The organism is Bacillus sp. V33-4 (assembly GCF_002860225.1).
Taxonomy (GTDB): Bacteria; Bacillota; Bacilli; order Bacillales; family Cytobacillaceae; genus Bacillus_BJ; species Bacillus_BJ canaveralius.
In genome coordinates, this window is the sequence record NZ_PGVC01000044.1 from 1 (window position 1) to 24312 (window position 24312).

Annotated in this window: 26 protein-coding genes; all 26 read left to right on the forward strand. The window is 43.4% G+C overall.

The window, feature by feature from the left end; translation table 11 throughout:
* Window positions 1–230 precede the first annotated feature (230 nt).
* A complete protein-coding gene (gene cmk, locus CVD23_RS15585) occupies window positions 231–905 on the forward strand; it encodes a (d)CMP kinase (RefSeq protein ID WP_101575786.1) in 675 nt (224 codons plus the stop codon).
* 2 nt (window positions 906–907) lie between these two features.
* On the forward strand, window positions 908–1489 hold the full coding sequence (locus tag CVD23_RS15590) for a lysophospholipid acyltransferase family protein (RefSeq protein ID WP_101666514.1): 582 nt from the start codon (window positions 908–910) through the stop codon (window positions 1487–1489).
* Between the two features lie 341 nt (window positions 1490–1830).
* Window positions 1831–2970, forward strand: coding sequence for a 30S ribosomal protein S1 (gene rpsA / locus CVD23_RS15595; protein WP_101666515.1), 1140 nt, complete (start codon window positions 1831–1833; stop codon window positions 2968–2970).
* Window positions 2971–2982: 12 nt separating this feature from the next.
* The gene (gene fni, locus CVD23_RS15600) at window positions 2983–4041 is read left to right on the forward strand and encodes a type 2 isopentenyl-diphosphate Delta-isomerase (protein ID WP_101575789.1); all 1059 of its coding nucleotides are present in this window, start codon (window positions 2983–2985) and stop codon (window positions 4039–4041) included.
* Window positions 4042–4237: 196 nt separating this feature from the next.
* Window positions 4238–4846 carry a YphA family membrane protein gene (locus tag CVD23_RS15605; protein ID WP_101575790.1) on the forward strand — a complete coding sequence of 203 codons (609 nt, stop codon included), beginning with the start codon at window positions 4238–4240 and terminating at the stop codon, window positions 4844–4846.
* The gene (locus tag CVD23_RS15610; RefSeq protein WP_101575791.1) at window positions 4843–5715 is read left to right on the forward strand and encodes a YIEGIA family protein; all 873 of its coding nucleotides are present in this window, start codon (window positions 4843–4845) and stop codon (window positions 5713–5715) included. The genes CVD23_RS15605 and CVD23_RS15610 overlap by 4 nt, the downstream gene beginning before the upstream one ends.
* Window positions 5716–5735: 20 nt before the next feature.
* On the forward strand, window positions 5736–5921 hold the full coding sequence (locus CVD23_RS15615; RefSeq protein ID WP_101575792.1) for a capping complex subunit for YIEGIA: 186 nt from the start codon (window positions 5736–5738) through the stop codon (window positions 5919–5921).
* A gap of 187 nt (window positions 5922–6108) precedes the next feature.
* Window positions 6109–7419: a ribosome biogenesis GTPase Der gene (der, locus tag CVD23_RS15620; RefSeq protein WP_101666516.1), complete on the forward strand. Its 1311-nt coding sequence runs from the start codon at window positions 6109–6111 to the stop codon at window positions 7417–7419.
* A 251-nt stretch (window positions 7420–7670) separates the two neighbouring features.
* Window positions 7671–8726 carry an NAD(P)H-dependent glycerol-3-phosphate dehydrogenase gene (locus CVD23_RS15625; RefSeq protein WP_101666517.1) on the forward strand — a complete coding sequence of 352 codons (1056 nt, stop codon included), beginning with the start codon at window positions 7671–7673 and terminating at the stop codon, window positions 8724–8726.
* Window positions 8727–8996: 270 nt separating this feature from the next.
* Entirely contained in the window at window positions 8997–9197 is a 201-nt protein-coding gene (locus CVD23_RS15630) for a DUF2768 domain-containing protein (RefSeq protein ID WP_101575795.1), read from the forward strand.
* 26 nt (window positions 9198–9223) lie between these two features.
* Complete coding sequence (locus CVD23_RS15635) at window positions 9224–9934, forward strand: hypothetical protein (RefSeq protein WP_101575796.1); 711 nt, start codon at window positions 9224–9226, stop codon at window positions 9932–9934.
* A gap of 256 nt (window positions 9935–10190) precedes the next feature.
* Entirely contained in the window at window positions 10191–11669 is a 1479-nt protein-coding gene (gene spoIVA, locus CVD23_RS15640) for a stage IV sporulation protein A (RefSeq protein WP_101666518.1), read from the forward strand.
* A 435-nt stretch (window positions 11670–12104) separates the two neighbouring features.
* Window positions 12105–12377 carry a non-specific DNA-binding protein Hbs gene (gene hbs / locus CVD23_RS15645; protein ID WP_142383442.1) on the forward strand — a complete coding sequence of 91 codons (273 nt, stop codon included), beginning with the start codon at window positions 12105–12107 and terminating at the stop codon, window positions 12375–12377.
* Between the two features lie 221 nt (window positions 12378–12598).
* Window positions 12599–13168, forward strand: a complete 570-nt coding sequence (gene folE, locus CVD23_RS15650; RefSeq protein ID WP_101575799.1) for a GTP cyclohydrolase I FolE — start codon at window positions 12599–12601, stop codon at window positions 13166–13168.
* A gap of 131 nt (window positions 13169–13299) precedes the next feature.
* Entirely contained in the window at window positions 13300–13536 is a 237-nt protein-coding gene (gene mtrB, locus CVD23_RS15655) for a trp RNA-binding attenuation protein MtrB (protein WP_101575800.1), read from the forward strand.
* 160 nt (window positions 13537–13696) lie between these two features.
* On the forward strand, window positions 13697–14536 hold the full coding sequence (locus CVD23_RS15660; protein ID WP_245917296.1) for a heptaprenyl diphosphate synthase component 1: 840 nt from the start codon (window positions 13697–13699) through the stop codon (window positions 14534–14536).
* A gap of 5 nt (window positions 14537–14541) precedes the next feature.
* Complete coding sequence (locus CVD23_RS15665; protein WP_101575801.1) at window positions 14542–15249, forward strand: demethylmenaquinone methyltransferase; 708 nt, start codon at window positions 14542–14544, stop codon at window positions 15247–15249.
* 65 nt (window positions 15250–15314) lie between these two features.
* Window positions 15315–16277 (forward strand): heptaprenyl diphosphate synthase component II, encoded by a 963-nt coding sequence (gene hepT, locus CVD23_RS15670; RefSeq protein WP_101575802.1) that lies wholly within the window; start codon window positions 15315–15317, stop codon window positions 16275–16277.
* Window positions 16278–16371: 94 nt separating this feature from the next.
* Window positions 16372–16818 (forward strand): nucleoside-diphosphate kinase, encoded by a 447-nt coding sequence (ndk, locus tag CVD23_RS15675; RefSeq protein WP_101575803.1) that lies wholly within the window; start codon window positions 16372–16374, stop codon window positions 16816–16818.
* Window positions 16819–16998: 180 nt separating this feature from the next.
* On the forward strand, window positions 16999–17775 hold the full coding sequence (locus tag CVD23_RS15680) for a CheR family methyltransferase (RefSeq protein ID WP_101575804.1): 777 nt from the start codon (window positions 16999–17001) through the stop codon (window positions 17773–17775).
* Window positions 17776–17986: 211 nt separating this feature from the next.
* Window positions 17987–19156 carry a chorismate synthase gene (aroC, locus tag CVD23_RS15685; protein ID WP_101575805.1) on the forward strand — a complete coding sequence of 390 codons (1170 nt, stop codon included), beginning with the start codon at window positions 17987–17989 and terminating at the stop codon, window positions 19154–19156.
* Window positions 19156–20247 (forward strand): 3-dehydroquinate synthase, encoded by a 1092-nt coding sequence (aroB, locus tag CVD23_RS15690; RefSeq protein ID WP_101575806.1) that lies wholly within the window; start codon window positions 19156–19158, stop codon window positions 20245–20247. Before aroC ends, aroB begins: the two co-directional genes overlap by 1 nt.
* Window positions 20247–20618 (forward strand): chorismate mutase, encoded by a 372-nt coding sequence (aroH, locus tag CVD23_RS15695; RefSeq protein ID WP_101575807.1) that lies wholly within the window; start codon window positions 20247–20249, stop codon window positions 20616–20618. The genes aroB and aroH overlap by 1 nt, the downstream gene beginning before the upstream one ends.
* A 63-nt stretch (window positions 20619–20681) precedes the next feature.
* Window positions 20682–21782, forward strand: coding sequence for a histidinol-phosphate transaminase (gene hisC, locus CVD23_RS15700; protein ID WP_101575808.1), 1101 nt, complete (start codon window positions 20682–20684; stop codon window positions 21780–21782).
* Window positions 21783–21806: 24 nt separating this feature from the next.
* On the forward strand, window positions 21807–22913 hold the full coding sequence (locus CVD23_RS15705; RefSeq protein WP_101575809.1) for a prephenate dehydrogenase: 1107 nt from the start codon (window positions 21807–21809) through the stop codon (window positions 22911–22913).
* Between the two features lie 38 nt (window positions 22914–22951).
* Complete coding sequence (gene aroA, locus CVD23_RS15710) at window positions 22952–24229, forward strand: 3-phosphoshikimate 1-carboxyvinyltransferase (protein ID WP_101575831.1); 1278 nt, start codon at window positions 22952–22954, stop codon at window positions 24227–24229.
* Window positions 24230–24312: the final 83 nt, after the last annotated feature.

Sequence of the window (24312 nt, forward strand, 5' to 3'; positions counted from 1 at the left end):
GAACACCCTGAAACCCGAGGACAAGAAGACAATATCTAATTCCTGTTTTCTACTCTACAAAATTTAAAAAATTCATTGGATGACGATTTAAGAGGAGCGATTGTTCATCTTATGGTAAAATAGAACCGATTAATATTTTTATACGTCCGGACACAGCTCTATTCTTTGTGGATAGTGGAGATCCCGGCCGTCACTATCATTTTTGAATGGAACGCTTTTTAGGAGGAAACATGAACAAACAGATTCGAATTGCTATTGATGGACCTGCAGCGGCAGGAAAAAGTACGGTTGCAAAAATCGTTGCGGAAAGGCTCGCATACCTTTATATAGATACTGGTGCGATGTATCGGTCCCTTACATATAAGGCGATAATCAATGACATCGATTTACATAATGAGAATGCTTTAGTGGACATTCTTCACAATACGGAAATCGAACTGGTTCCGGAAGCGGGCGGACAGCTGGTCTTTTTGGATGGCAAGGATGTCACAACAGAAATCAGGAAAGACGTTGTCACGAATTCAGTGTCAATTGTCGCGAAGCACCGTGCGGTCCGGGAAGAAATGGTCAAACGTCAGCAGAAGTTTGCAGTTGGTGGCAGTGTTGTCATGGATGGCCGGGATATTGGCACCCATGTCATCCCCGATGCTGAGGTTAAGGTATTTCTGCTTGCAAGCGTACAAGAAAGAGCCGAGCGGCGTCACCAGGAAAATCTCGAAAAGGGATTTCGCTCCGATTTAGAAAAATTAAAAGAGGAAATCGCGGCAAGAGATAAGCTTGATTCCGAACGGGAAGTGGCTCCGTTAAAAAAAGCGGAGGACGCTGTGGAAATTGATACAACGTCGCTCTCAATTGAAGAGGTTGTCGAGAAAATCATGGTACTGGCCAGGGAAAGGATTGGATGACCATGAATCTATATAGCTTTGCAAAATCGCTTATTTACGTTCTGCTGAAGCCTGTTTATCGTTTTGAAGTAATTGGAAGGGAACATTTTCCGAAAGAAGGAGGGGTGTTGCTTTGTGCAAATCATATCGACAATCTCGATCCTCCTGTAGTTGGCATTAATGCACCCCGCCCGGTGCATTTTATGGCGAAAGCCGAGGTTTTTTCCGTTCCGTTACTGGGAAAGATCCTTCCCCGTGTAAACGCCTTTCCGGTAAAAAGGGGAATGAGCGACAGGGAAGCGTTGCGTAAAGGCCTGGCAATCTTAAACGATGGCCATGTTTTAGGATTGTTTCCAGAGGGAACAAGAAGCAAAACAGGGGAATTGGGAAAAGGTTTGGCCGGAGCCGGTTTTTTTGCGCTTCGTTCCGAGTCAGCGATTGTCCCATGTGCGATTATCGGCCCTTATAAACCTTTCAAACGACTGAAGGTTGTATACGGCAGACCGGTCGATTTTACAGAAATAAGAAGAAACAAGGCTACCGCAGACGAAGCAACCGAATTGATCATGGCGGCGATTCATAAACTAATTGAAGAGCATAAATAGAGGTTCACACTTGACAAAAGTACTCATTTGTAAGAAGTTAGGTAAAAGAGTTTTTTAAAAAGTTTATAAAAATCTATAAACTTTTTAAATTGGTTGGGCGTCTCAATTTCCAGGCTCCGACGTACAGGATGTACCATTGCCGACGACGCCACAGGACGTAGCGCTTTAAGTCGGGGAGCGCTGTCGCGGTTAAGCGATAGGAAAAAGCGGCTTTTGACTTTTTCCGCAAGGTCTTCCGCTTTTCTAATTCTTTAGTCATTTTTGAAAGCTCGGTATTAAATGCGGCACTGCTGCATTTCGAATAAATTTTTGAGCAGTCATTGGATTAAGGAGGAGTACATATGACAGAAGATATGAATAATGTTGAGGTTACAAACTTTGAAGTTGGCGATAAGGTAAAAGCTCAAGTAACAAAGGTTGAGGAAAAGCAGGTGCTTGTTCATGTTGAAAACAGCAAGCTTGATGGAATTATCCCGATCAGCGAATTATCAAGTCTGCATGTTGAAAAAGCTTCAGATGTAGTTGCTGAAGGAGACGAACTCGAACTTGAAGTATTAAAGGTCGAGGAAGAGGCCTTGATCCTGTCGAAACGAAAGATCGATGCCGGGCAGGCATGGGAAAACCTTGTGAAGCGATTCGAAAGCGGCGAAATATTTGAAGCCGAAGTAAAGGATGTTGTTAAGGGCGGACTTGTTGTCGACCTCGGTGTCCGGGGTTTTGTACCGGCTTCGCTTGTTGAAGCACATTTTGTAGAAGACTTTTCCGATTATAAGGGCAAGCAGCTTACATTTAAAATTGTTGAGCTCGATCGCGACAAGAATAGATTGATTCTTTCCCATCGCGCAGTAGTTGAAGCAGAAAAAGGAAAACAAAAAGAAGAGCTGCTCGAGTCTCTTCAACCCGGCCAGGTTTTGGATGGTACGGTCCAGCGCATAACCGATTTTGGAGCTTTTGTTGATATCGGGGGAATTGACGGCCTTGTCCATATTTCCCAGCTGTCACATGAACATGTTGAAAAACCATCCGATGTTGTCGAAGAAGGACAGCGGGTAAAGGTAAAGGTACTTAGTATCGATCGTGATAATGACCGAATTTCGTTATCGATTAAAGAGACTTTGCCTGGGCCGTGGGCGGATATTGCTGAAAAAGCCCCTAAAGGAAGTACGCTTGAGGGGACTGTCAGGCGTCTTGTCTCTTACGGCGCATTTGTCGAGGTTTTTCCGGGCGTGGAAGGACTTGTTCATATATCGCAAATTGCCCACAAGCATATTGGAACGCCTCATGAAGTATTAAAGGAAGGCGAGCGCGTCCAGGTCAAGGTCCTCGATGTCAATGAGCAGGAACAGCGCTTATCTTTGAGCATTAAAGACCTTCAGGAAAGGGATTCTTATGATGCCGGGGACTATGAGCTTCCGGAGGAATCCAAAGGCTTTCAGCTTGGTGAAATGATTGGCGATAAATTAAAGAATTTGAAAAATTAATGGTGATAATCTTTGTCGAGATCAAAACGAAAATGGGACCATGTTCAATTTGCCCTGAAAACGGGGCAGGAACGCAGCAACGGTTTTGATGATATTCAATTCGTCCATCAAAACTTGCCGAGTGCATCTGTTAATAATATCGGTTTAAACACGCAAATTGGCGAACTTTCTTTAAGTTCGCCAATTTTTATCAATGCCATGACTGGCGGCGGTGGTGAGAAGACATTAGAAATTAACCGGAAGTTGGCAATTGCAGCCAAAAGGTCCGGGATTGCAATTTCCATGGGTTCGCAAATGTCTGCGTTGAAGGATCAGACTGAGCGTAAGACATATGAGATCATTAGGAAGGAAAATCCGGACGGAATCGTTTTCGGCAACATTGGCAGTGAGGCAACTGTCGAGCAGGCCCAGGCTGCTGTGGAGATGGTTGCCGCTAATGCGCTGCAAATTCACTTAAATGTTATTCAGGAGCTGACAATGCCCGAGGGAGATCGCGACTTCCGCGGTGCTTTGCGGCGAATCGAAAAAATCATTCAGCAACTGCAAGTTCCGGTCATCGTGAAAGAAGTCGGTTTTGGCATGAGCGGGGAGGCCGTTGCACAGCTTGCTTCTATCGGGGTAGCCGCAGTGGACGTGGGCGGATTTGGCGGTACTAATTTTGCAAAAATCGAAAATGAGCGCAGGGAAAGGCTGTTAAGCTTTTTTAACAGTTGGGGAGTACCGACCGCTGTATCGATTGTCGAAGCCAAACACGCAGCCGCATCTGTTCCGATCATTGGTTCGGGAGGAATCCAGAACAGCTTGGATGTTGCAAAAGCAATTGCTCTAGGTGCCGATGCTGTTGGAATGGCCGGGTTTCTATTAAAAATTCTGTTCGAAAACGGGCTTGAAGCACTGATCGATGAGATCGCAATCATCCATCATGAGCTGACGTTGATGATGACTGCATTAGGTGCAATAAATATTAACGCATTGCAGAAAGCACCGCTGATTATATCGGGAAACACTTTCCACTGGCTGAATGAACGCGGCATAGACACAAAAAAATACAGCCAGAGAACGCTTATGTAAAGAAAGCTTTGGTTTATGCCGAAGCTTTTTTCTATTGAAAATCCAACCAGCCCGCTTCAGGTCTTGACCTGCTCCTTCCCTCCGCATTTTTCTTCCCCCTATATCACACACGTATGATTCACACCAGAAAATTAAGTGCTGAAAGATTAAATCACATATTCTTTACCCATACTGGAAACGATAGGGGGGTAAAGGGATGGAAGGAATAATATTTTATTGGATTTCCTGGCTTATCTGGATTTTGGCAACCTTTTTTCTGAAAAAAGAAAATCGATATCGGTTCAGAATATCATTAGCAATGCTAATTGCAATCATGCTTTCGACTGCACAGTTTAGCCTGTTCGGATTTAGTTTTTACTGGGCACCTGTGGTTTTGCTCCTTTTTGTTTATTGGGAGATAGCCAAATTGAAAAAAGGACAGTTGGCCTATTATATCATCTGCGCATTGATTGTAACGCTGGCGTATGTCAGTTTTTTGCTGTTTGAATTATTTGATCCAGTCTGGGTTCTATTCGACCGCAAGCTCATGCTTGGCTTTATCATCGTTTATTTAATTGTTGTGCTTTACGAGGATATAAAGATGAGAATCTGTATCTTACTTTCAGGAGCTTTTCATGGCGAGGTCGTATTCGCGTTAATTATAAAAAAGCTGGCTATCAATTACAAAATCGGCGCACTGGAATTTTTAGATCTTGTCGCCCTGGCAGCAGGTGTGCTTTTGGGCTGGAACGGATTAAAATATGCGATCCTCTTATTAGAAAAGACAGTAAGTCAGTTTGAAAGGGAGAAACAAAAAACCTCATGAACGAATACACACTACCGATTATATTTGGGGTTGCCGCCGGAACTTTAAGCCGTATTTACATGCTGAGAACAGATTATCGGCAATATCCAACCTATCTTCACGGAAAGATTATTCATATTGCACTTGGCTTTATAGCTGCCGGGTTGGGAGCCGTTGCCATTCCTTCCATTATGGAGGAAGAGTTTACGGCCGTTACTTTTTTAACTCTCGCAGCTTCGCAGTTCCGTGAAGTCCGCAATATGGAAAGAAATACGTTATCTGAGCTTGACGGTTATGAATTGGTGCCCCGGGGTAAAACGTATATTGAAGGAATTGCTGTTGCATTTGAAAGCAGAAACTATCTTGTTATTTTTACCTCACTAATCAGTACCTTTGCGTATATCGTTTTTAATATTTGGGCGGCACTGCTGACCGCTGCAGTTGGCCTGATCATCTGCCGAAAATTGATGGCCGGCGGCAAGCTCAAGGATATTGTTGACATCAACTATACTCAGCTGAGGTTTGAAGGTGCCGGCTTATATATTGATAATATTTACATCATGAATATCGGGCTTCCTGAGCGACAGAAAGAGATTTTACGGTATGGGATGGGATTTATTCTGAAGCCGAAAAACTTTAATGCAAGGTCTACGATTGCAAATTTGGGCCAGCGCCAGGCCGTCCTTCATGACGTATCGACCGCACTTGGCGTTTATCGCGATTCAGGAACTCCTGCGCTTGTCCCGCTTGCAAAAAGGGATCTGGATGATGGTAGAGTTGGTGTGTTTGTTTTACCTCAGGAAAAGAATATTGAAAAAGCGATCCGGATCATCGGTGAGGTTCCGACTCTGGAAAATGCGATCAGAATGCCTTCGGAAAGAAAGGAATAAAAGGAAGGACGAAACAGCTAATGACGCATGAAAAAATGATTATGGCTGTGATTACGACCAATCCAAAGAAGGTTCCAAGCGGACTAGCGGTTTTTCATTGTGATTCTGGCGAAGAGTTGACAGTCATAGCAGAGAACCTTGAGGCAATTCTCGACGGAATTGCCCACAGACTTACGGATGAACTTTATGTGATCGTCAGACATTGATTGTTCTTCCAACTTTTATTTGCTAGGTTGTAATCACTTTGATAAAATAGTGAAGCTAGACCCTTCTCTTGTCAAGAAGGGTTCTTTTACTATTTATCAAATTTAAGGATTTTCTTGATTTTTAGCGAGTGCACGGTTCTTAATTATAACTAATATTAGAATGCACGGATAAGAAAGGGTGGAATTGATGGCGAAACCAGTCGTAGCGATCGTCGGGAGGCCAAATGTCGGAAAATCTACGATCTTTAACCGAATCGCCGGTGAAAGAATTTCAATTGTGGAGGATATTCCCGGAGTAACCCGAGACAGGATTTACAGCTCGGGAGAATGGCTTACTCATGATTTTAGTATTATTGATACAGGTGGCATAGATATCGGCGAGGAACCATTTTTGGAGCAGATTCGCCAGCAGGCTGAAATTGCAATTGATGAAGCCGATGTCATCATTTTTTTAACGAACGGCAGAGAAGGGGTAACAGCAGCGGACGAAGAAGTCGCGAAAATACTGTATAAATCAAAAAAACCGGTTGTTCTCGCTGTAAATAAAGTCGACAATCCGGAAATGCGCGCCCAGATTTATGATTTTTATTCGCTTGGTTTTGGCGAGCCATTCCCGATTTCAGGTACACATGGTCTTGGTTTAGGAGATCTACTTGATGACGTTGCCAAGCATTTTCCAAAGACCGATTACCAGGAATATGATGATGATGTGATTAAATTCTCCTTGATCGGGCGTCCGAATGTTGGCAAGTCATCACTCGTCAATGCGATCCTTGGTGAGGACAGAGTAATCGTCAGCGATATTGCAGGTACGACAAGGGATGCAATTGATTCGACATACACGTATAATGGAGAAAAGTATGTCATTATCGATACAGCTGGAATGCGCAAAAAAGGAAAAGTATATGAAACAACAGAAAAATACAGTGTCCTTCGTGCATTAAGAGCAATTGAACGTTCAGATGTCGTTCTCGTTGTGATTGACGGGGAAGAGGGAATTATCGAACAGGACAAACACATTGCCGGCTATGCACATGAGGCGGGACGTGCTGTTGTAATCGTTGTGAATAAATGGGATGTCGTTGAAAAAGATGAAAAAACAATGAAGGTATTTGAACAAAAAATTCGCGACCACTTTTTGTTTCTCGATTATGCACCGATTGTTTTTTTATCTGCGAAAACGAAAAAACGGATCCATACATTAATTCCGATGATTAATATGGCCAGTGAAAACCATTCCTTGCGAGTGGATACGAGCGTTCTGAATGACATCATTATGGATGCTGTGGCGATGAATCCTACTCCAACCGATAAAGGACGAAGATTAAAAATTTACTATACAACCCAGGTTTCTGTTAAGCCGCCGACATTTGTTGTGTTCGTGAATGACCCGGAATTGCTTCATTTTTCATATGAACGATTTTTGGAAAACCGGATAAGGGATGCGTTCGGTTTCGAAGGAACACCGATCAAAATATTTGCAAGAGAGCGCAAGTAGATCGGGAGGAACGAGCCCGGGAGGTTAGTTTTTTTAGGTTTGCGGTTCTGTAACAGGGAAAAGATTTTTTTAACCGAGTAAATTTCACAATGCATTAAGCTAACCGAAAAACGAATTGAATTGTCTTAATAAACCAGGGAGCCTTAGTAAGAAACGAATAATACTGTGTTAATTCTAAATAATTGTTCGTTTTTCAATTGAAGACATGCTTTATGGAATTTACTCAACTACAAAAAAGGTTGTGAGTGACATTGAACCGTCCAAAGGAAAAAGTTGCTGTTATCGGTGCAGGAAGCTGGGGAACGGCGCTTTCAATGGTTTTGGCAGATAATGGTCATCGGGTACGATTGTGGGGGCATAATCAGTCCCAAATTGATGAAATTAACGAAAAACATATGAATTCAAAGTATCTCCCCGATATTTTATTGCCTGAATCAATTGAAGGGTATCATTCCATGGCAGAGGCGGTGGATCATATCAATACGATCATCCTCGCTGTCCCTACGAAGGCGATCCGGGAAGTTCTTGGCCGGATGAGGGAGATAAAACTTGAGCCGCTGACGATTGTCCATGTCAGCAAAGGAATTGAACCGGATACGCTGCTGCGCATTTCCGAAATGATTGAAGAAGAAATGCCCGAGGAGCTATTGAAAGACGTTGTTGTTTTATCCGGGCCAAGCCATGCAGAAGAAGTCAGTCTCCGTCACCCGACTACCGTCACCGTTTCTGCTAAAAACATGAGTGCTGCCGAGCGGGTGCAGGACCTGTTTATCAATCAAAATTTTCGTGTCTATACGAATCCTGATCTTATTGGGGTCGAAATTGGTGGAGCGCTTAAAAACATTATTGCGTTAGCTGCGGGACTGTCAGATGGACTTGGCTACGGGGACAATGCGAAAGCGGCTTTAATTACGCGCGGGCTCGCTGAGATCGCCAGACTCGGCACGAAAATGGGGGCCAACCCGTTGACTTTTTCGGGCTTAACCGGAATCGGCGATCTGGTTGTAACGTGTACAAGTGTTCATTCCCGTAACTGGCGGGCCGGGAACCTCCTCGGCAAAGGAAAGAATCTTGAGGAGGTTCTCGAAAATATGGGAATGGTTGTCGAAGGAGTACGGACAACAAAGGCTGCCTATCAGCTTGCTGAAAAATACCAGGTTAAAATGCCGATTTCACAGGCTCTTTACGATATTCTGTTTAACAATATAAACCCAAAAGATGCAGTTGATGCGTTAATGGCCCGGGGCAAGACACACGAAATGGAAGATCTCGTTGATATACTCGGTGAAAGAACGAGATGCGAATAATATTAATCTGCGAAATATAGGCATTAGAGGATGCGCTTCCTGTCTCCCATGCATACAATGCAACGAAGCAAACTGGTAATCTGAACAGGGTGCATGGGTGATTTAGTCGATTTGGCTAAAGTAAAGATATTGCCCCATCTTTACTTTAGCCATTTTTTCGTTGTCGCTTGGCCAGATTGCTAGAGACTGGCTGAAGTTGAACTTTGTGCCTGTACTTTTCTGTTTAATGGTCCTGTGATATAATACTTTTCGGAAAAAGGAGTGGTTCATATGTCTCCCGCTTTAATGAAAATGTGGGTTTCTCTTGCCGCAATGGCGTTTATGTTTATTTCAATTATTTCAATCTATTTGAGCCGCTATAAGCTAAAAGGATTTTTTCGGATTTTTACGGCCGTAGTAGCTTATCTATTAATGATTGTGTCCGGAATTATTATTCTTCTCGTTGTTTTAAGCGGGCCAACAAGTGAATAATCACTACATATAAAGGATTGATTCGGATGAAAAAAGCATTGATTGTTTTTCTTGTGGCAATCATCACCGCTATGTTGACAGGCTGCATGTATCCTAACGAACGACTGGCTGAAAACCAAATTCCATATAAAGACCAGGCAGATGCTGTCCAGTCTGCCGTTGATCAGTTTCGGGAAGCATCAGGAGGACTGCTCCCGATTAAGACAAAAGAGGCAGAGACACCGATTTACGAGAAATATCCGATCGATTTTGCAAGAATTGTTCCAACCTATATGGCTGAACTGCCGGGAAATTCTTTTGAAAACGGCGGGGTTTTTCAATATGTGCTTGTAGATGTTGAAACAGACCCAAAGGTAAAGCTGTTTGATTTACGAATAGCCGAGACAATCAGGGATATTAAAATGCGGATCTATTCAAATGGATATCCACCTTACAAAGAGCAAATTGCAGATGGTATTTTTACGCTCGACTTCAAAAAGCTTGGCTATAAGGAGGACCCTGTAGTGATCAGCCCCTATACGCAGCAAAACCTTCCGTTTATAGTGACAGGCGAAGGTGTGGTTCTGGTAGACTACCGGAGCGATTTATATCAGGCTCTGAAAGCGAAAGAAAGTAATTACGAACCTGGTGAAGATATCCGCAATATACTCGTCGAGGACTCTTATTTTGTCCCTGCCTATTCCCACCCGTATACAATTGAACCGGAATCAGATGAACCAATCTTTTTGGTGAAATAGTCATAACCCTTCTTCTGCAAAATATATTGTAGGAGAAGGGTTTTTTCTTTTATTCTTTAAAAATCTTTTCATCACATCATACGATGCTTCTTAAAATAACTGGCTGGTATACGGAATAGAATCGGGACAGGAGGTAAAAAAATAAAAATCTGTCATAACTTCATAGGACAACATCATAAACATATACTGTCCAAAATTACCGAAGAAAAGGATATTATTTATCCCACTAACTGTAAGATTCGGGAGGGGAGATCACTTGGAAAAGGTCGATATTTTTAAAGATATTGCCGAAAGGACTGGCGGTGATATTTATTTAGGAGTAGTAGGAGCAGTACGAACTGGCAAATCAACATTTATTAAGAAGTTTATGGAGCTGGTTGTTTTACCAAATATAAGCAATGAAGCAGACCGGGCCCGGACACAGGATGAACTGCCTCAAAGTGCAGCTGGAAAAACGATTATGACGACTGAACCGAAATTTGTTCCGAACACAGCGGCAAATATCCATGTTGATGAAGGGCTGGAAGTGAATATTAGACTGGTAGATTGTGTAGGTTATACCGTGCCGGGAGCGAAGGGATATGAAGATGAAAATGGCCCGCGCATGATAAATACTCCGTGGTATGAAGAGCCAATTCCGTTTCATGAAGCGGCTGAAATTGGTACAAGAAAGGTGATTCAAGAACATTCAACGATTGGTGTTGTGATCACAACGGACGGAACAATCGGGGAGATTCCGAGATCAAACTACCTTGAGGCAGAAGAACGTGTTATTGAAGAACTGAAAGAGGTAGGCAAGCCGTTTATTATTGTGATTAACAGCGCCCAGCCTCACCATCCGAACACAGATACCCTTAGGGGCCAGCTTGTTGAAAAGTACGATATACCGGTTATCCCAATGAGTGTCGAAAGTATGCGTGAAACAGATGTACTAAATGTTCTCAGAGAGGCGTTATACGAATTTCCTGTTTTAGAAGTAAACGTTAACCTGCCAAGCTGGGTTATGGTGTTAAGAGAAAGCCACTGGCTGCGCGGAAGCTACCAGGATGCAGTAAAAGAGACGGTAAAAGATATTAAGAGGCTCCGTGATGTAGACAGGGTCGTCCATCAATTTAGTGATTTTGAATTTATTGACCGGGCCAGCCTGGCTGGGATAGAGATGGGTCAGGGGGTTGCGGAAATTGACCTCTATGCACCGGATGATTTATACGATGATATTTTAAAAGAGATTGTCGGTGTCGAAATTCGCGGGAAGGACCATTTGCTTGAGCTTATGCAGGATTTCGCACATGCGAAGGCAGAATATGACCATATTGCCGATGCTCTTAAAATGGTGAAGCAGACTGGTTATGGTATCGCAGCCCCGACATTGACAGATATGAGCCTCGATGAACCAGAAATTATCAGACAGGGTGCGCGGTTTGGCGTAAGGTTACGGGCAGTGGCACCTTCGATTCATATGATCAAAGTCGATGTGGAATCTGAGTTTTCGCCGATCATTGGCACGGAGAAACAAAGTGAAGAGCTGGTCCGCTATTTGATGCAGGATTTTGAGGATGATCCGCTCTCGATCTGGAATTCTGATATTTTTGGCCGCAGTCTAAGCTCAATCGTCAGGGAGGGCATCCAGGCAAAACTTTCGTTAATGCCTGAAAATGCACGTTATAAATTAAAAGAAACGTTAGAACGGATTATTAACGAAGGTTCCGGTGGATTAATTGCGATCATTCTCTAATATTCGACTCCGATAAGGGGTCTTTTTCTTTTTTAAAATTTTTTCTCCCATCACTAATTTAGATTTGCTAATTTGCTGATTTCTCAAGCGGGATCTAGGTTGGAAGGGCGTTTCAACTGCGAAAAATGACGAATTTTATATTACAAGAATATTTCAAATAAGAAAACATTACCATTATTTTGATGAATTTTCTTGATATAATGAATCTATTATGATAATCTTTTAACAGAATTGAAGTTGTGAGGCTCAAAACCTTATGGATAAAGGATTTTTTCAATAAAATAGATTGAAATCTTCCTCTTAATCATTTAATATAAGGGCTGTGCTGAAAAAATCTTTCACAACGTATAGAATTCAGTAATTATGTTTAAGAATGTAGGTAAGACGCCTATTGTTACTGAATTTTATTTCAATTTTTGGGAGGAGGTGACAAGCATGAACAAGACAGAACTAATTAACGCAGTTGCAGAAGCTAGTGAACTTTCTAAAAAAGACGCTACTAAAGCGGTTGACGCTGTTTTTGACGCAATCCTAGATGCTTTAAAAAATGGTGATAAAGTACAATTAATTGGTTTCGGAAACTTTGAAGTACGTGAGCGTGCAGCCCGTAAAGGCCGCAACCCACAAACTGGCGAAGAAATCGAAATTTCTGCAAGCAAAGTCCCTGCTTTCAAACCAGGTAAAGCGCTTAAAGATGCAGTAAAATAATTACATAAGTGCTTAAAGCCAATGCTTGGGGAAAAGGTCGTGTGAAAACACGGCCTTTTTCTTTTGTTGCGAAATTTTGGTTTTTTTATCGAGTCAACAAACATAAGGTGTAAATGGCTGCTTAATTAAACTTCTGTTTTGCTTGAATGAAAATGATTATGCTAATATGTAAATGTTATACTTTAAACTAGTGGGATAGTGCTTTATTAGGAGGAAGTTGTATGTCTAACGTAAATCGTACGCAGATAGAGGAAGCGGTTCGTCTAATTTTGCAGGCAATCGGAGAAGACCCGGATCGTGAAGGGCTTGTCGATACACCGAAGCGTGTTGCTAAAATGTATGAAGAAGTTTTTGCCGGTTTAAACAAGGATCCAAAAGAGCATTTTGAAACGATTTTTGGGGAAGACCATGAAGAGCTTGTGCTCGTTAAAGATATTCCTTTTTATTCGATGTGTGAACACCATTTAGTGCCATTCTTTGGGCAGGCACATATAGCTTACATACCGAAAAACGGGAGAGTGACAGGATTAAGTAAATTAGCAAGAGCATTGGAGGATGTGGTGCGCAGGCCCCAGCTTCAAGAACGAATCACTGCAACGGTAGCCGATGCTATTATGGAAAAGCTTGAGCCTCATGGTGTGATGGTGGTTGTTGAAGCAGAGCATATGTGCATGACGATGCGGGGAGTTAAAAAACCCGGGTCAAAAACAATTACATCGGCTGTGAGAGGCGTATTGCAGGAAGACCCAAGAGCCAGGGCTGAAGTGCTTGCACTAATAAATAAACAATAGAGCAGGATAAAAGGCTGGGAGATTACTTTTAGCCTTTTTAATTGCTTTAATAAAGCATGCTGGCAAATTTAATTAATAATTAGCCAGCTCGCATCTTAACTGGAGAATTTTTAAAGCTGGAGGTGAAAGAATTGGAAAAACGCAACCCGGCAAATGGTGACTATGTCGTAATCAAAGCGATGGATGATGGAGTGAATGTCATCGGATTAACGAGAGGGACCGATACAAGATTTCACCATTCCGAGAAACTGGATAAAGGTGAAGTGATGATTGCACAGTTTACCGAGCATACCTCTGCGATAAAAATTCGCGGTAAAGCTTCGATCATAACTTCGTATGGGCAGGTAGAAAGTGATCCGAAAAAGTAATCGGGAAAATGGGAGATTTGGGAAAGTTTTTTATTTCCTTAACCCCGACAAACAATTGATATTTTGTGATATAATTGTCACTGCCTTTCAATGCATGGATTTTCTTACTAACACTACCATCGATGCAAAAATACATATACATATATTTTGGGGAACAAGGGTGATTAATTTGCAAGATCTTCGAGAGAAACTAGCTGAAATAAAGGAGCATATCAAAGCAAAAGCATCCCATCCATACTTGCTTAAGCACGTTGAGGCTCCGGACATTGATGAAGACAAGCTAATATTGCTTCTTTCCCTGTTAAATCAGCTTGATCTGTCAAAAGCTGAAATAGATCGTTATGCACTAACGATAACGCTTATTCAAATTGCCCTCGATACCCATGAGCATGTGACGAACAGTAAAGCCTTAAAAGATAGCAGCCAGAACATGCAAAGACGGCAGTTGACTGTTCTAGCAGGCGACTATTACAGCGGGCTCTATTATAAATTTCTCGCTGAAATTGATAATATATCAATGATTCGTACTCTTGCCGAAGGAATTAAGAATATAAACGAACATAAAATCACCGTCTATCAACGGGATACCGACGGTGTTGATAAATTGATGAACAGCATTAGGAAAATTGAATCATCTTTATTTGAGAAGATTTCTGAATACTTTCATGCCGGAGCCTGGAATGAAGTGGCGTCCAATCTTTTGCTTGTAAAGAGGTTAATGGCAGAAAGAAAGCAGTTTTTACAGGCCAGTCCCTCGATTGTTTTTGAGATATTAAAAAAATTGACTTTCCCTAAACATGATTGTGCGAATCATGAACTATCAAGCGAACAACAGAAATATTTATTATTGGTGTGCGATCGTTACATTGAATATGCCAGGAAATTGATTGAAAATGGCTTAAAGAAGCTCCCAAAAATAAATGAACTTCTTGAAGAAAGGATTTTATTCTTCTTCAACGAGCATCAGCCGACGGCGAAAACTTATGTGGAAGAAGGGTAAGATACATGCAACAATCAAAAGAAGAACGCGTTCACAATGTTTTCGAGAAGATTTCCCAAAATTACGATAAGATGAATTCAGTGATAAGCTTTCAACAGCATAAAAGATGGCGCCAGGATACAATGAGACAGATGAATGTGCAAAAAGGGGCAAAAGCTCTCGATGTATGCTGCGGCACCGGTGATTGGACAATTGCGCTGGCTAAAGCGACAGGATCCGACGGAGAAGTGGTCGGACTCGATTTTAGTCAAAATATGCTGAAGGTTGGCGAAGAGAAGGTTAAAGAACTGGGGCTTGACCACGTTTCACTTATACATGGAAATGCAATGGATCTGCCGTTTCCTGCCGATTCTTTTGATTTTGTAACGATTGGTTTTGGTTTAAGAAACGTCCCGGATTATATGCAAGTTTTGAAAGAAATGAATCGGGTTCTAAAACCGGGCGGCGTTGCAGTATGCCTCGAAACCTCACAACCGACAATGATTGGTTTTAAACAGCTCTATTATTTTTATTTTAAATTTATTATGCCAATTTTCGGCAAAGTGTTTGCGAAAAGCTATGCTGAATATTCATGGCTGCAGGAATCTGCCAGAGAGTTTCCGGGCATGAAAGAGTTGGCCCGGATGTTTAAAAAAGCCGGGTTTGAAGAGGTAAAATATAAACCGTATAGCGGAGGAGTTGCCGCGGTTCATATGGGCCATAAAAAATACTGATGTCAAATGAAAACCTGCAGCGAAGGGATCCATTGTGACAGGAAGTTGAAGCTGGGTGGGAACAGATGAAATTAAAAATGATGTATTCATTTTTGAATTCGGATTTAAGCATAATAGAAAAAGAGCTGGAAGAAACAATACATGCAGATTCGCCGCTGCTTCGGCAGGCATCTTTGCATTTATTGCAGGCCGGGGGAAAACGGATTCGCCCAGTTTTTGTATTACTTGCTGGTAAGTTCGGAAATTATGATATTAATGTGACTAAAAACATAGCAATGGCTCTTGAATTGATCCATACAGCCAGTCTCGTTCATGATGATGTCATCGATGATGCCGAGCTGCGGCGCGGGCGGCCAACCATTAAAGCAAAATGGGACAATCGGATTGCGATGTACACGGGTGATTATATTTTTGCCCGCTCTCTTGAATTGATCACGAATATTGAAAATCCTCTTGCCCACCAGATTCTTTCCAATACAATTGTCGAAGTTTGTATTGGGGAAATTGAGCAAATCAAAGATAAATACAGGTTTGATCAAAATATAAAGGATTATTTCCGCAGAATAAAAAGAAAGACAGCCCTGCTAATTGCAGTCAGTCTGCAGCTTGGTGCCATTTCAGCCGGCGTTGAAGAAAGAATTCATCGAAAACTGTTCCAGTTTGGCTATTATGTCGGCATGTCCTTTCAAATAACCGATGATATTCTCGATTTTACAGGCACGGAAAAGGAGCTTGGCAAGCCAGCGGGTGGCGACCTGCTCCAGGGGAATTTAACTCTGCCGGTATTTTTTGCGATGGAGGATGCGAACATTCGGACAAAGATCGTTCGTGTTCATGAAGATATGCCGCGCAGCGAGATCGATGAAATCATCTCCCTGATCAAAAACAGCAGTGCCATTGAACGCTCGGTTCAAATAAGTGATCGATATTTGGATAAAGCTATTTCACTTCTTGATGAACTCCCGGACAATCGGGCGAATAAGACACTTAAAGAAATTGCCAGATACATCGGAAAGCGCAAATTTTGAGTAAAGTTGCTAAATAGTCAAAAGAATGTTACTATTTTCGTGGATTGTCCTCCAAGGGTAATCCACTATACATAATGTTGTAGGAGTGGAGTTCATGGAAAAAACATTTTTAATGGTAAAACCTGACGGCGTCCAACGCAATTTAATCGGTGAAGTTGTCGCACGTTTTGAGAAAAAAGGTTATCAATTGGCGGGTGCCAAGCTGATGATTATTTCGAAAGAGCTTGCCGAACAGCATTACGGAGAACATAAAGAGCGTCCTTTCTTCGGCGAACTCGTCGATTTTATTACTTCCGGGCCTGTGTTTGCAATGGTTTGGCAGGGAGAGAACGTAATTGCTGCCGCACGACAAATGATGGGCGCTACGAATCCTAAAGATGCAGCTCCTGGAACACTGCGTGGCGATTTTGGTGTGACTGTTGGCAAGAATGTCATTCACGGTTCGGATTCACCGGAAAGTGCCAAGCGGGAAATCGGTCTATTTTTTAACAATGATGAAGTGGCTGAATATAATAAGCTTGTCAAAGAATGGATTTATTAAAATAGAACGTGTCACAGGGCGCTTGAAATTTAGGCGCTCTTTTTTGTATCCCTTTTCTCTGCTGATTTAATAAAAACAGAGCTCTTCTCTGAAAAAAAGCTCTCATGATTCTCGGTTTTCCGCTATACTTAAGAATGTTATTAGAAAATATTAGCGGATTTTGTCAGAGGAGAAGCAGAAATGGCACAAAACGATTATCAAGACTTTATCAGTAAAATCAAAAGAAAGACCGGAATAGATCTGTCCCTTTATAAAGAAGCACAGATGAAACGCAGATTAACATCTCTTTATGAAAAGAAAGGTTTCGCTTCCTTCGAGGTTTTTTATGAAGCATTATCAAAAGAACATCAGCTTTTAGATGAGTTTCTTGATAGAATGACGATTAATGTCTCCGAATTTTACCGTAATTCGAAACGATGGGAAGTACTCGAACAAAAGATTTTGCCGAAAATTCTTGCCGAAAACAAGCGGCCGAAAATTTGGAGCGCTGCGTGTTCAACGGGGGAGGAACCATACACGATTGCGATGGTTATGTCGAAATTTATGCCTCTTTCAGAGCTGCAAATCCAGGCTACCGATCTTGACACCAATGTGATTAATCGGGCCAAGGCAGGAGTTTACCCGGAAAGGTCGTTAAACGAGGTTCCAGCTGAGATTAGAAAGAAGTATTTTACCCAGGAAGGCAGCTTTTATAAAGTAGACGATAAAATCAAGAAGACGATTGTTTATAAGCAGCACAATTTACTTGCCGAGCCTTTCGGCGGTCCATATGATTTAATCGTCTGCCGGAACGTCCTGATTTATTTTACCGAAGAAGCAAAGGATGAACTGTATAAAAAGTTCAGTGCCGCTCTAAGACCTGGCGGAATCTTCTTCGTCGGCAGCACAGAACAAATTTTCAACCCAGCGGCGTATGGTTTCGATACAGAAGATACATTTTTTTACAGGAAACAGTAATAGCAGCCGGGCGGATACAGCCTGGTTTTTTTCTGTGAAAAACTGCAGCCGCGCTTCACCTCACTTTTGATACATGTCTGTTAAATGTTAAAATAGCTTCATTCATGTTAAAGAGGATAAAAAGATTATTTTGAATCTTTGACTATTCTTATCCACAGTCATATGATATATTGATACATAATCCTTTAACGAGTTGAAGGGAGAAAGAGTTATGAGATATTTAACCGCAGGAGAATCACATGGGCCGCAATTGACGGCGATTATTGAAGGCCTGCCGGCTGGAATGCCACTGTTGGCTGAGGATATTAACATCGAGCTGGCAAGAAGGCAAAAAGGCTATGGCAGAGGCCGCAGAATGCAAATCGAGAAGGATACAGTGCAAATTGCCGGTGGCATCAGGCAAGGACTTACGCTCGGATCACCAGTGGCCCTTGTCGTTGAAAATAACGACTGGAAGCATTGGACGAAAATAATGGGCCAGGAGCCGGTCGCCGACGATGATGAAGAAGTAAAACGAAAAATTACCCGGCCTCGTCCCGGCCATGCTGATTTAAATGGCGCTCTGAAGTACGGGCATCGCGATATGCGCAACGTTCTTGAACGTTCCTCTGCCCGTGAAACAACGGTAAGGGTGGCGGCTGGTGCTGCGGCTAAAAAATTATTGTCGCTTCTTGGCATTGAAATAGCTTCCCACGTCATCGAAATTGGCGGGGTGAAAGCAGAAAAACGCCGCTTTCAATCGATACAAGAATTAATAGAACGGACTGAACAATCTCCAGTCCGCTGTGTGGATGATGAAGCCGCTGAAAAAATGATGAAAGCGATTGATACAGCCAAAAATAATGGAGACTCAATTGGCGGAGTGGTCGAAGTTATTGCAGAAGGGATGCCGGCAGGAGTCGGAAGCTATGTGCACTTCGACCGGAAGCTCGATGCAAAATTAGCTGCTGCGGTTGTCAGTATTAATGCATTTAAAGGTGTTGAATTTGGAATCGGCTTTGAGGCAGCACGTAAACCAGGCAGCGAGGTACATGATGAAATTGCCTGGGATATAGAGCAGGGTTATTATCGAAAAACGAATCGTCTGGGCGGACTGGAGGGCGGAATGACAACAGGAATGCCAATCATTGTCCGCGGCGTGATGAAGCCAATTCCTACCTTATATAAACCTCTGAAAAGTGTCGATATCGACACGAAAGAGCCTTTTGCTGCAAGCATTGAACGCTCTGACAGCTGTGCAGTACCTGCAGCGGCCATTGTTGCAGAAAATGTTGTGGCCTGGGAGCTGGCGGCAGCGATTGTCGACCAGTTCTATGCAGACAGATTCGAAACCTTGAAGGAAGATGTTGACAGGCAGAGGAAGTTTGCGAGGGAATTTTAATGGCGACATTAAATGTGAAAACAGATACAAAGGAATACCCTGTATTTATTGGTGCGGGGGTCAGCGGCCAGTTAGCCGGCTTTCTAAAAGAACACTTCCCCCATTTAACGTCGCTGCTAGTGATTACGGATGAAACTGTAGGCGCTCTTTATTTGGACGATCTTAAGACACGGCTTTCTGCTTTTCCTATCCATGCCTATCCTGTTCCGGCAGGAGAAAAAGCGAAAACATTTGAAGTTTACTATCAAGTCTTAACCTATGCGCTGGAACAAAAACTCGACCGCCATTCGCTTGTGATCGCCCTGGGTGGTGGAGCGGTTGGGGATCTGGCCGGGTTTGCTGCGGCTACATTTATGCGCGGGATTCCGTTTATTCAAGTGCCAACGACGATTCTTGCGCATGACAGTGCGGTAGGAGGAAAAGTTGCGATCAACCATCCGATCGGGAAAAATATGATCGGGGCCTTTTACCAGCCAGAGGCTGTTTTTTATGATCTTGACTATCTATCATCACTGCCAATAGCAGAGAAGCGTTCAGGCTTTGCGGAAGTGGTCAAGGAGGCGCTCATCAGTGACAAGGCATTTTACAGCTGGCTCAGAAACCATATTCATTCTCTCGAGTCGATTGCACGTGGTGAGCTGGAGTACGCACTAACAAACGGAATTAAAATTAAAGGCGAAATTGTAGCTGAAGATGAAAAAGAAACCGGAGTCCGAGCTTATTTAAATTTTGGGCACACGCTCGGGCATGCCATTGAAGCGGAATATGGGTATGGAAGCATAACCCATGGCGAAGCTGTTATGATTGGGACTGTTTTTGCTCTTCAATTAAGCAAGCACCTCCACTCATTGGAGTTTAAGCTTACGGAGTTCACCGCGTGGCTTGGACAGCTTGGCTACGAAACGGCGATTCCCGCAGGTTTATCAGCAGAAAAGATGATCGAAAGAATGAAACAGGATAAAAAATCAGTAGGGCAAAAAGTTCGTTTCGTCCTGTTAAAAGAGGTCGGGACCCCTGTATTAACAGAGATACCGGACAGCGTTTTACTGGATTATTTAAAAAACTTTCTGGCAACGGGGAGGACTGCATAGTGATTAGGGGAGTTAGGGGTGCCATAACCGTTAATGAAAACAGTGAAACAGAAATTGTCGCAGCTACAGAAAGACTGCTGAAAATAATGATTGATGAAAATCGGATAGAGCCTGACGGGGTCGCCTCTGTGTTTATTTCGGTGACAGAGGATATAACAGCGGCATTCCCGGCAAAAGCGCTCCGCTTGTTTGCAGGCTGGGAGTATGTCCCGGTAATGTGCATGCGGGAAATCCCGGTTCCGGGGTCGCTTGAAAAATGCATCCGCGTTATGCTGCATGTGAATTCCTCAAGCCGACAGGATGAAATCAGCCATATTTACCTTGAAGAGGCGGTTCGCTTGCGCCCCGATTTAAATGCAGGCAAGCTTTAGAATATGTCCATGCAACAAATTGAATAACTCATCGCGATAAAAAATTTAAATGAGGTGATTGAGATGAGATGGAAACAGCAACTGCTCACACTGAATCCATACCAGCCTGGAAAGTCGATTGATGAAGTGAAGAAGCAGTATCGCTTAAAAGAAATTGTCAAGCTTGCTTCCAATGAAAATCCGTACGGCTGTTCGGAGCGTGTTCTGGGTACTTTGGAGCAGAGCACTGGTTTCTTTGCACTTTATCCGGACGGTTATGCCACCAACTTGCGTGAAACATTGGCCACCCACCTGGACGTTTTTCCTAATCAAATTATCTTCGGAAATGGATCAGATGAAATCATCCAAATTATTTCACGGTCTTTGCTCCATCCCGGAGCAAACACGGTGATGGCAGCACCAACCTTTCCGCAATATAAACATAACGCCATTATTGAAGGTGCGGAGGTTCGTGAGATTCCGCTTAAAAATGGCAATCATGACCTGGATGAAATGCTTGCTGCGATTGACGGGCAGACAAATGCAGTCTGGCTTTGCAGCCCGAACAATCCGACCGGCACGTATATTCCCGAGGACCAATTAATTGCTTTCCTGGATCGAGTGCCGAAAGATGTTCTTGTCGTGCTGGATGAGGCTTATTTTGAATACGTAGTGGCAGACGATTACTATGATTCTGTCGAACTGTTAACGCGTTATGAAAATCTGATTGTGCTCAGAACCTTCTCGAAAATTTACGGACTTGCAAGCCTTCGCATTGGATACGGGATTGCTTCACAGGCGATTATTCGCGCGATAGAGCCGGCGCGCGAACCATTTAACGTTAACCGCTTTGCACTGCTCGCCGCAGAGGCTGCACTTGGCGACCAGGCATATGTAAACGAATGCCGGCAGAAAAACAGACAAGGTCTTGACCAGTTTTATCGTTACTGTGACATAAATAATCTTGACTACTATCCTTCTCAGGGGAACTTTATTTTAATCGATTTTCAAGTAGACGGAAATGAAGTGTTTCAGTTTTTGCTGGAAAAGGGCTTCATCGTTCGTTCAGGACCGGCGCTTGGCTTTCCAACCTCGATAAGAGTTACGGTTGGATCCCGGGAACAAAACGAAAAATTGCTCGGAGCCATTTCCGAGTTTTTGGCTGCCAAAGCAGCACTGTCATAAAATTTTCAAGTAGGACGTGATTGTTTGAAAGGCCGCGTTTTTATCATTGGGCTGGGCTTAATCGGAGGCTCACTCGCGCTTTGTATAAAAGACAAGCATCGTGAAGCTGCGGTTATCGGCTTCGACATTCATCCGGAACAAAGCAAGCTTGCCAAGATGCTCGGTGTTATCGACGAGGCGGCAGAAACGGTAGAAGAGGGTGCGGCCGGGGCGGACCTTATCCTGATTGCAACCCCGGTTACAGAAGCAGAGCGCATCATCGATTCCCTGTCACAAATCAACTTGAATAAAGATGTCATTATTTCCGATGCTGGTAGCACAAAGGCTGAAATAATGAAAAAAGCAGCCCGTTTAAAGGAGAATGGAGTTACATTTATCGGAGGCCATCCGATGGCTGGGTCGCATAAAAGCGGGGTGGCAGCGGCAAGAAGCCTCCTGTTTGAAAATGCTTTTTATTTATTGACTCCTGACAAGGAAACGCCAGTGCAGGATGTTGAAAAGCTTAAAAGCTGGCTGGCAGGGACGCGGGCAAAGTTTTTGATCATAGACCCGGCGCAGCATGACTATTTGACCGGGGTCATCAGCCACTTCCCCCATATTATTGCTGCATCTCTCGTCCATCAGGCAGACAGGACGAGAGATGAGGAAAACCTTGTTCCGAGGCTCGCCGCCGGGGGCTTTCGTGATATTACCCGGATTGCCTCAAGCAGTCCCCATATGTGGCGGGATATCCTGCTTCATAATAAAGATGTGCTGCTTGAACTTCTGATCGAGTGGAAAGTCGAGATGGACAAAGTTGCACAAATGCTGAAAGCAAATGATAGTGAAGCGATCTATCAATTCTTTTTAAAGGCGAAAGAATTTCGCGATGAACTGCCGCAAAAAGAAAAGGGTGCGATTCCGGCTTTCTATGATTTATACGTTGATGTACCGGACTATCCCGGGATCATTTCCGAGATTACCGGCTATTTGGCAGAAGAAAAGATCAGTATCACAAATATAAGAATTCTAGAAACAAGAGAAGAGATTTATGGTGTGCTTGTGATTAGCTTTCAAACAGACGAGGACAGACAGAGGGCCGAAGTCTGTATCCGCCATCAAACACAGTATGAGACTTTTACAGGTTCTTAAGTATTGAAGGGAGCGCATTTCCAGTGAATATTTTGCAGATGCATCCAAAAAGTAAAGGGTTACGGGGCTCAATTGCGGTTCCCGGAGATAAGTCTATTTCACACCGAAGCGTAATGTTCGGTGCAATTGCGCATGGCACAACAACCGTTCAGCATTTCCTGGCCGGTGAGGATTGCTTAAGCACGATCAGCTGCTTTCGCAAGCTGGGGGTCACGATCGAGCAGGAAGGAGACCGCTTGCAAATTATCGGAAAAGGGATCGATGGATTACGGGAACCGTCAGAAGTTCTCGATGTCGGCAATTCAGGTACGACCATCCGTCTCTTGCTTGGCATATTGGCAGGCAGGCCGTTCCATGCCTCACTGGTAGGAGACAGTTCAATCGCGAAACGTCCGATGACGAGAGTGACCAGGCCGCTTGCTGCGATGGGAGCTTCGATTGATGGGAGGAATAAGGGCGAGTTCACGCCGTTATCGATTAGAGGCGGACACTTAACCGGAATCGAATACAAGTCGCCTGTCGCCAGCGCCCAGGTGAAATCCTCCATTTTGTTTGCCGGATTACAGGCAGAAGGTGAAACGAGCGTCATCGAACCGTCAAAAACGAGGGATCATACTGAACGAATGCTTCAGCAATTTGGCGGGAACGTTGACATCGATGGTTTATCGGTTAAAGTAACAGGCGGGCAGCAGCTCAAAGCTGTGAACATTGATGTGCCCGGCGATGTATCATCCGCCGCTTTTTTCCTGGTCGCGGCTGCGATCACCCCGAACAGTGAGCTAGTGCTGCACAATGTCGGCTTAAATCCAACGAGAACAGGGATCCTTGATGTTCTGGAGCAAATGGGGGCTGACATCAAGATCCTGCCGAAAAAAGAAGACAATGCCGAGCCTGTCGGTGATATTATCATTAAAACATCCGCCTTAAAAGGCATTGAAATTAGCGGGGATCTGATTCCCAGGCTGATAGACGAAATTCCTGTCATCGCACTATTGGCCACACAGGCAAATGGAACAACGGTCATAAAGGATGCCCATGAATTAAAAGTCAAAGAAACGAATCGAATTGATACTGTTGTCAATGAATTGACAAAGCTTGGTGCTGAAATCGAGGCGACCGAAGACGGGATGATTATTGCCGGGGGATCCACTTTAAATGGCGGACATGTAGATAGCCATGGAGATCACCGGATCGGCATGATGCTTGCGATTGCCTCACTCATTTGCAGCGGCGAAGTCAATTTGGCTGAAAGCGAAGCGATTGCTGTCTCATACCCGGCGTTTTTTGAAGACTTGGCCCGGGTAAACGTGCAATAAGCTAACGTTATGAATGAAAACCTTGCTGCCCAGGCAAGGTTTTTCAGTTTCGCTTGCGATTCAAGCATAATTTCAGAAACTCG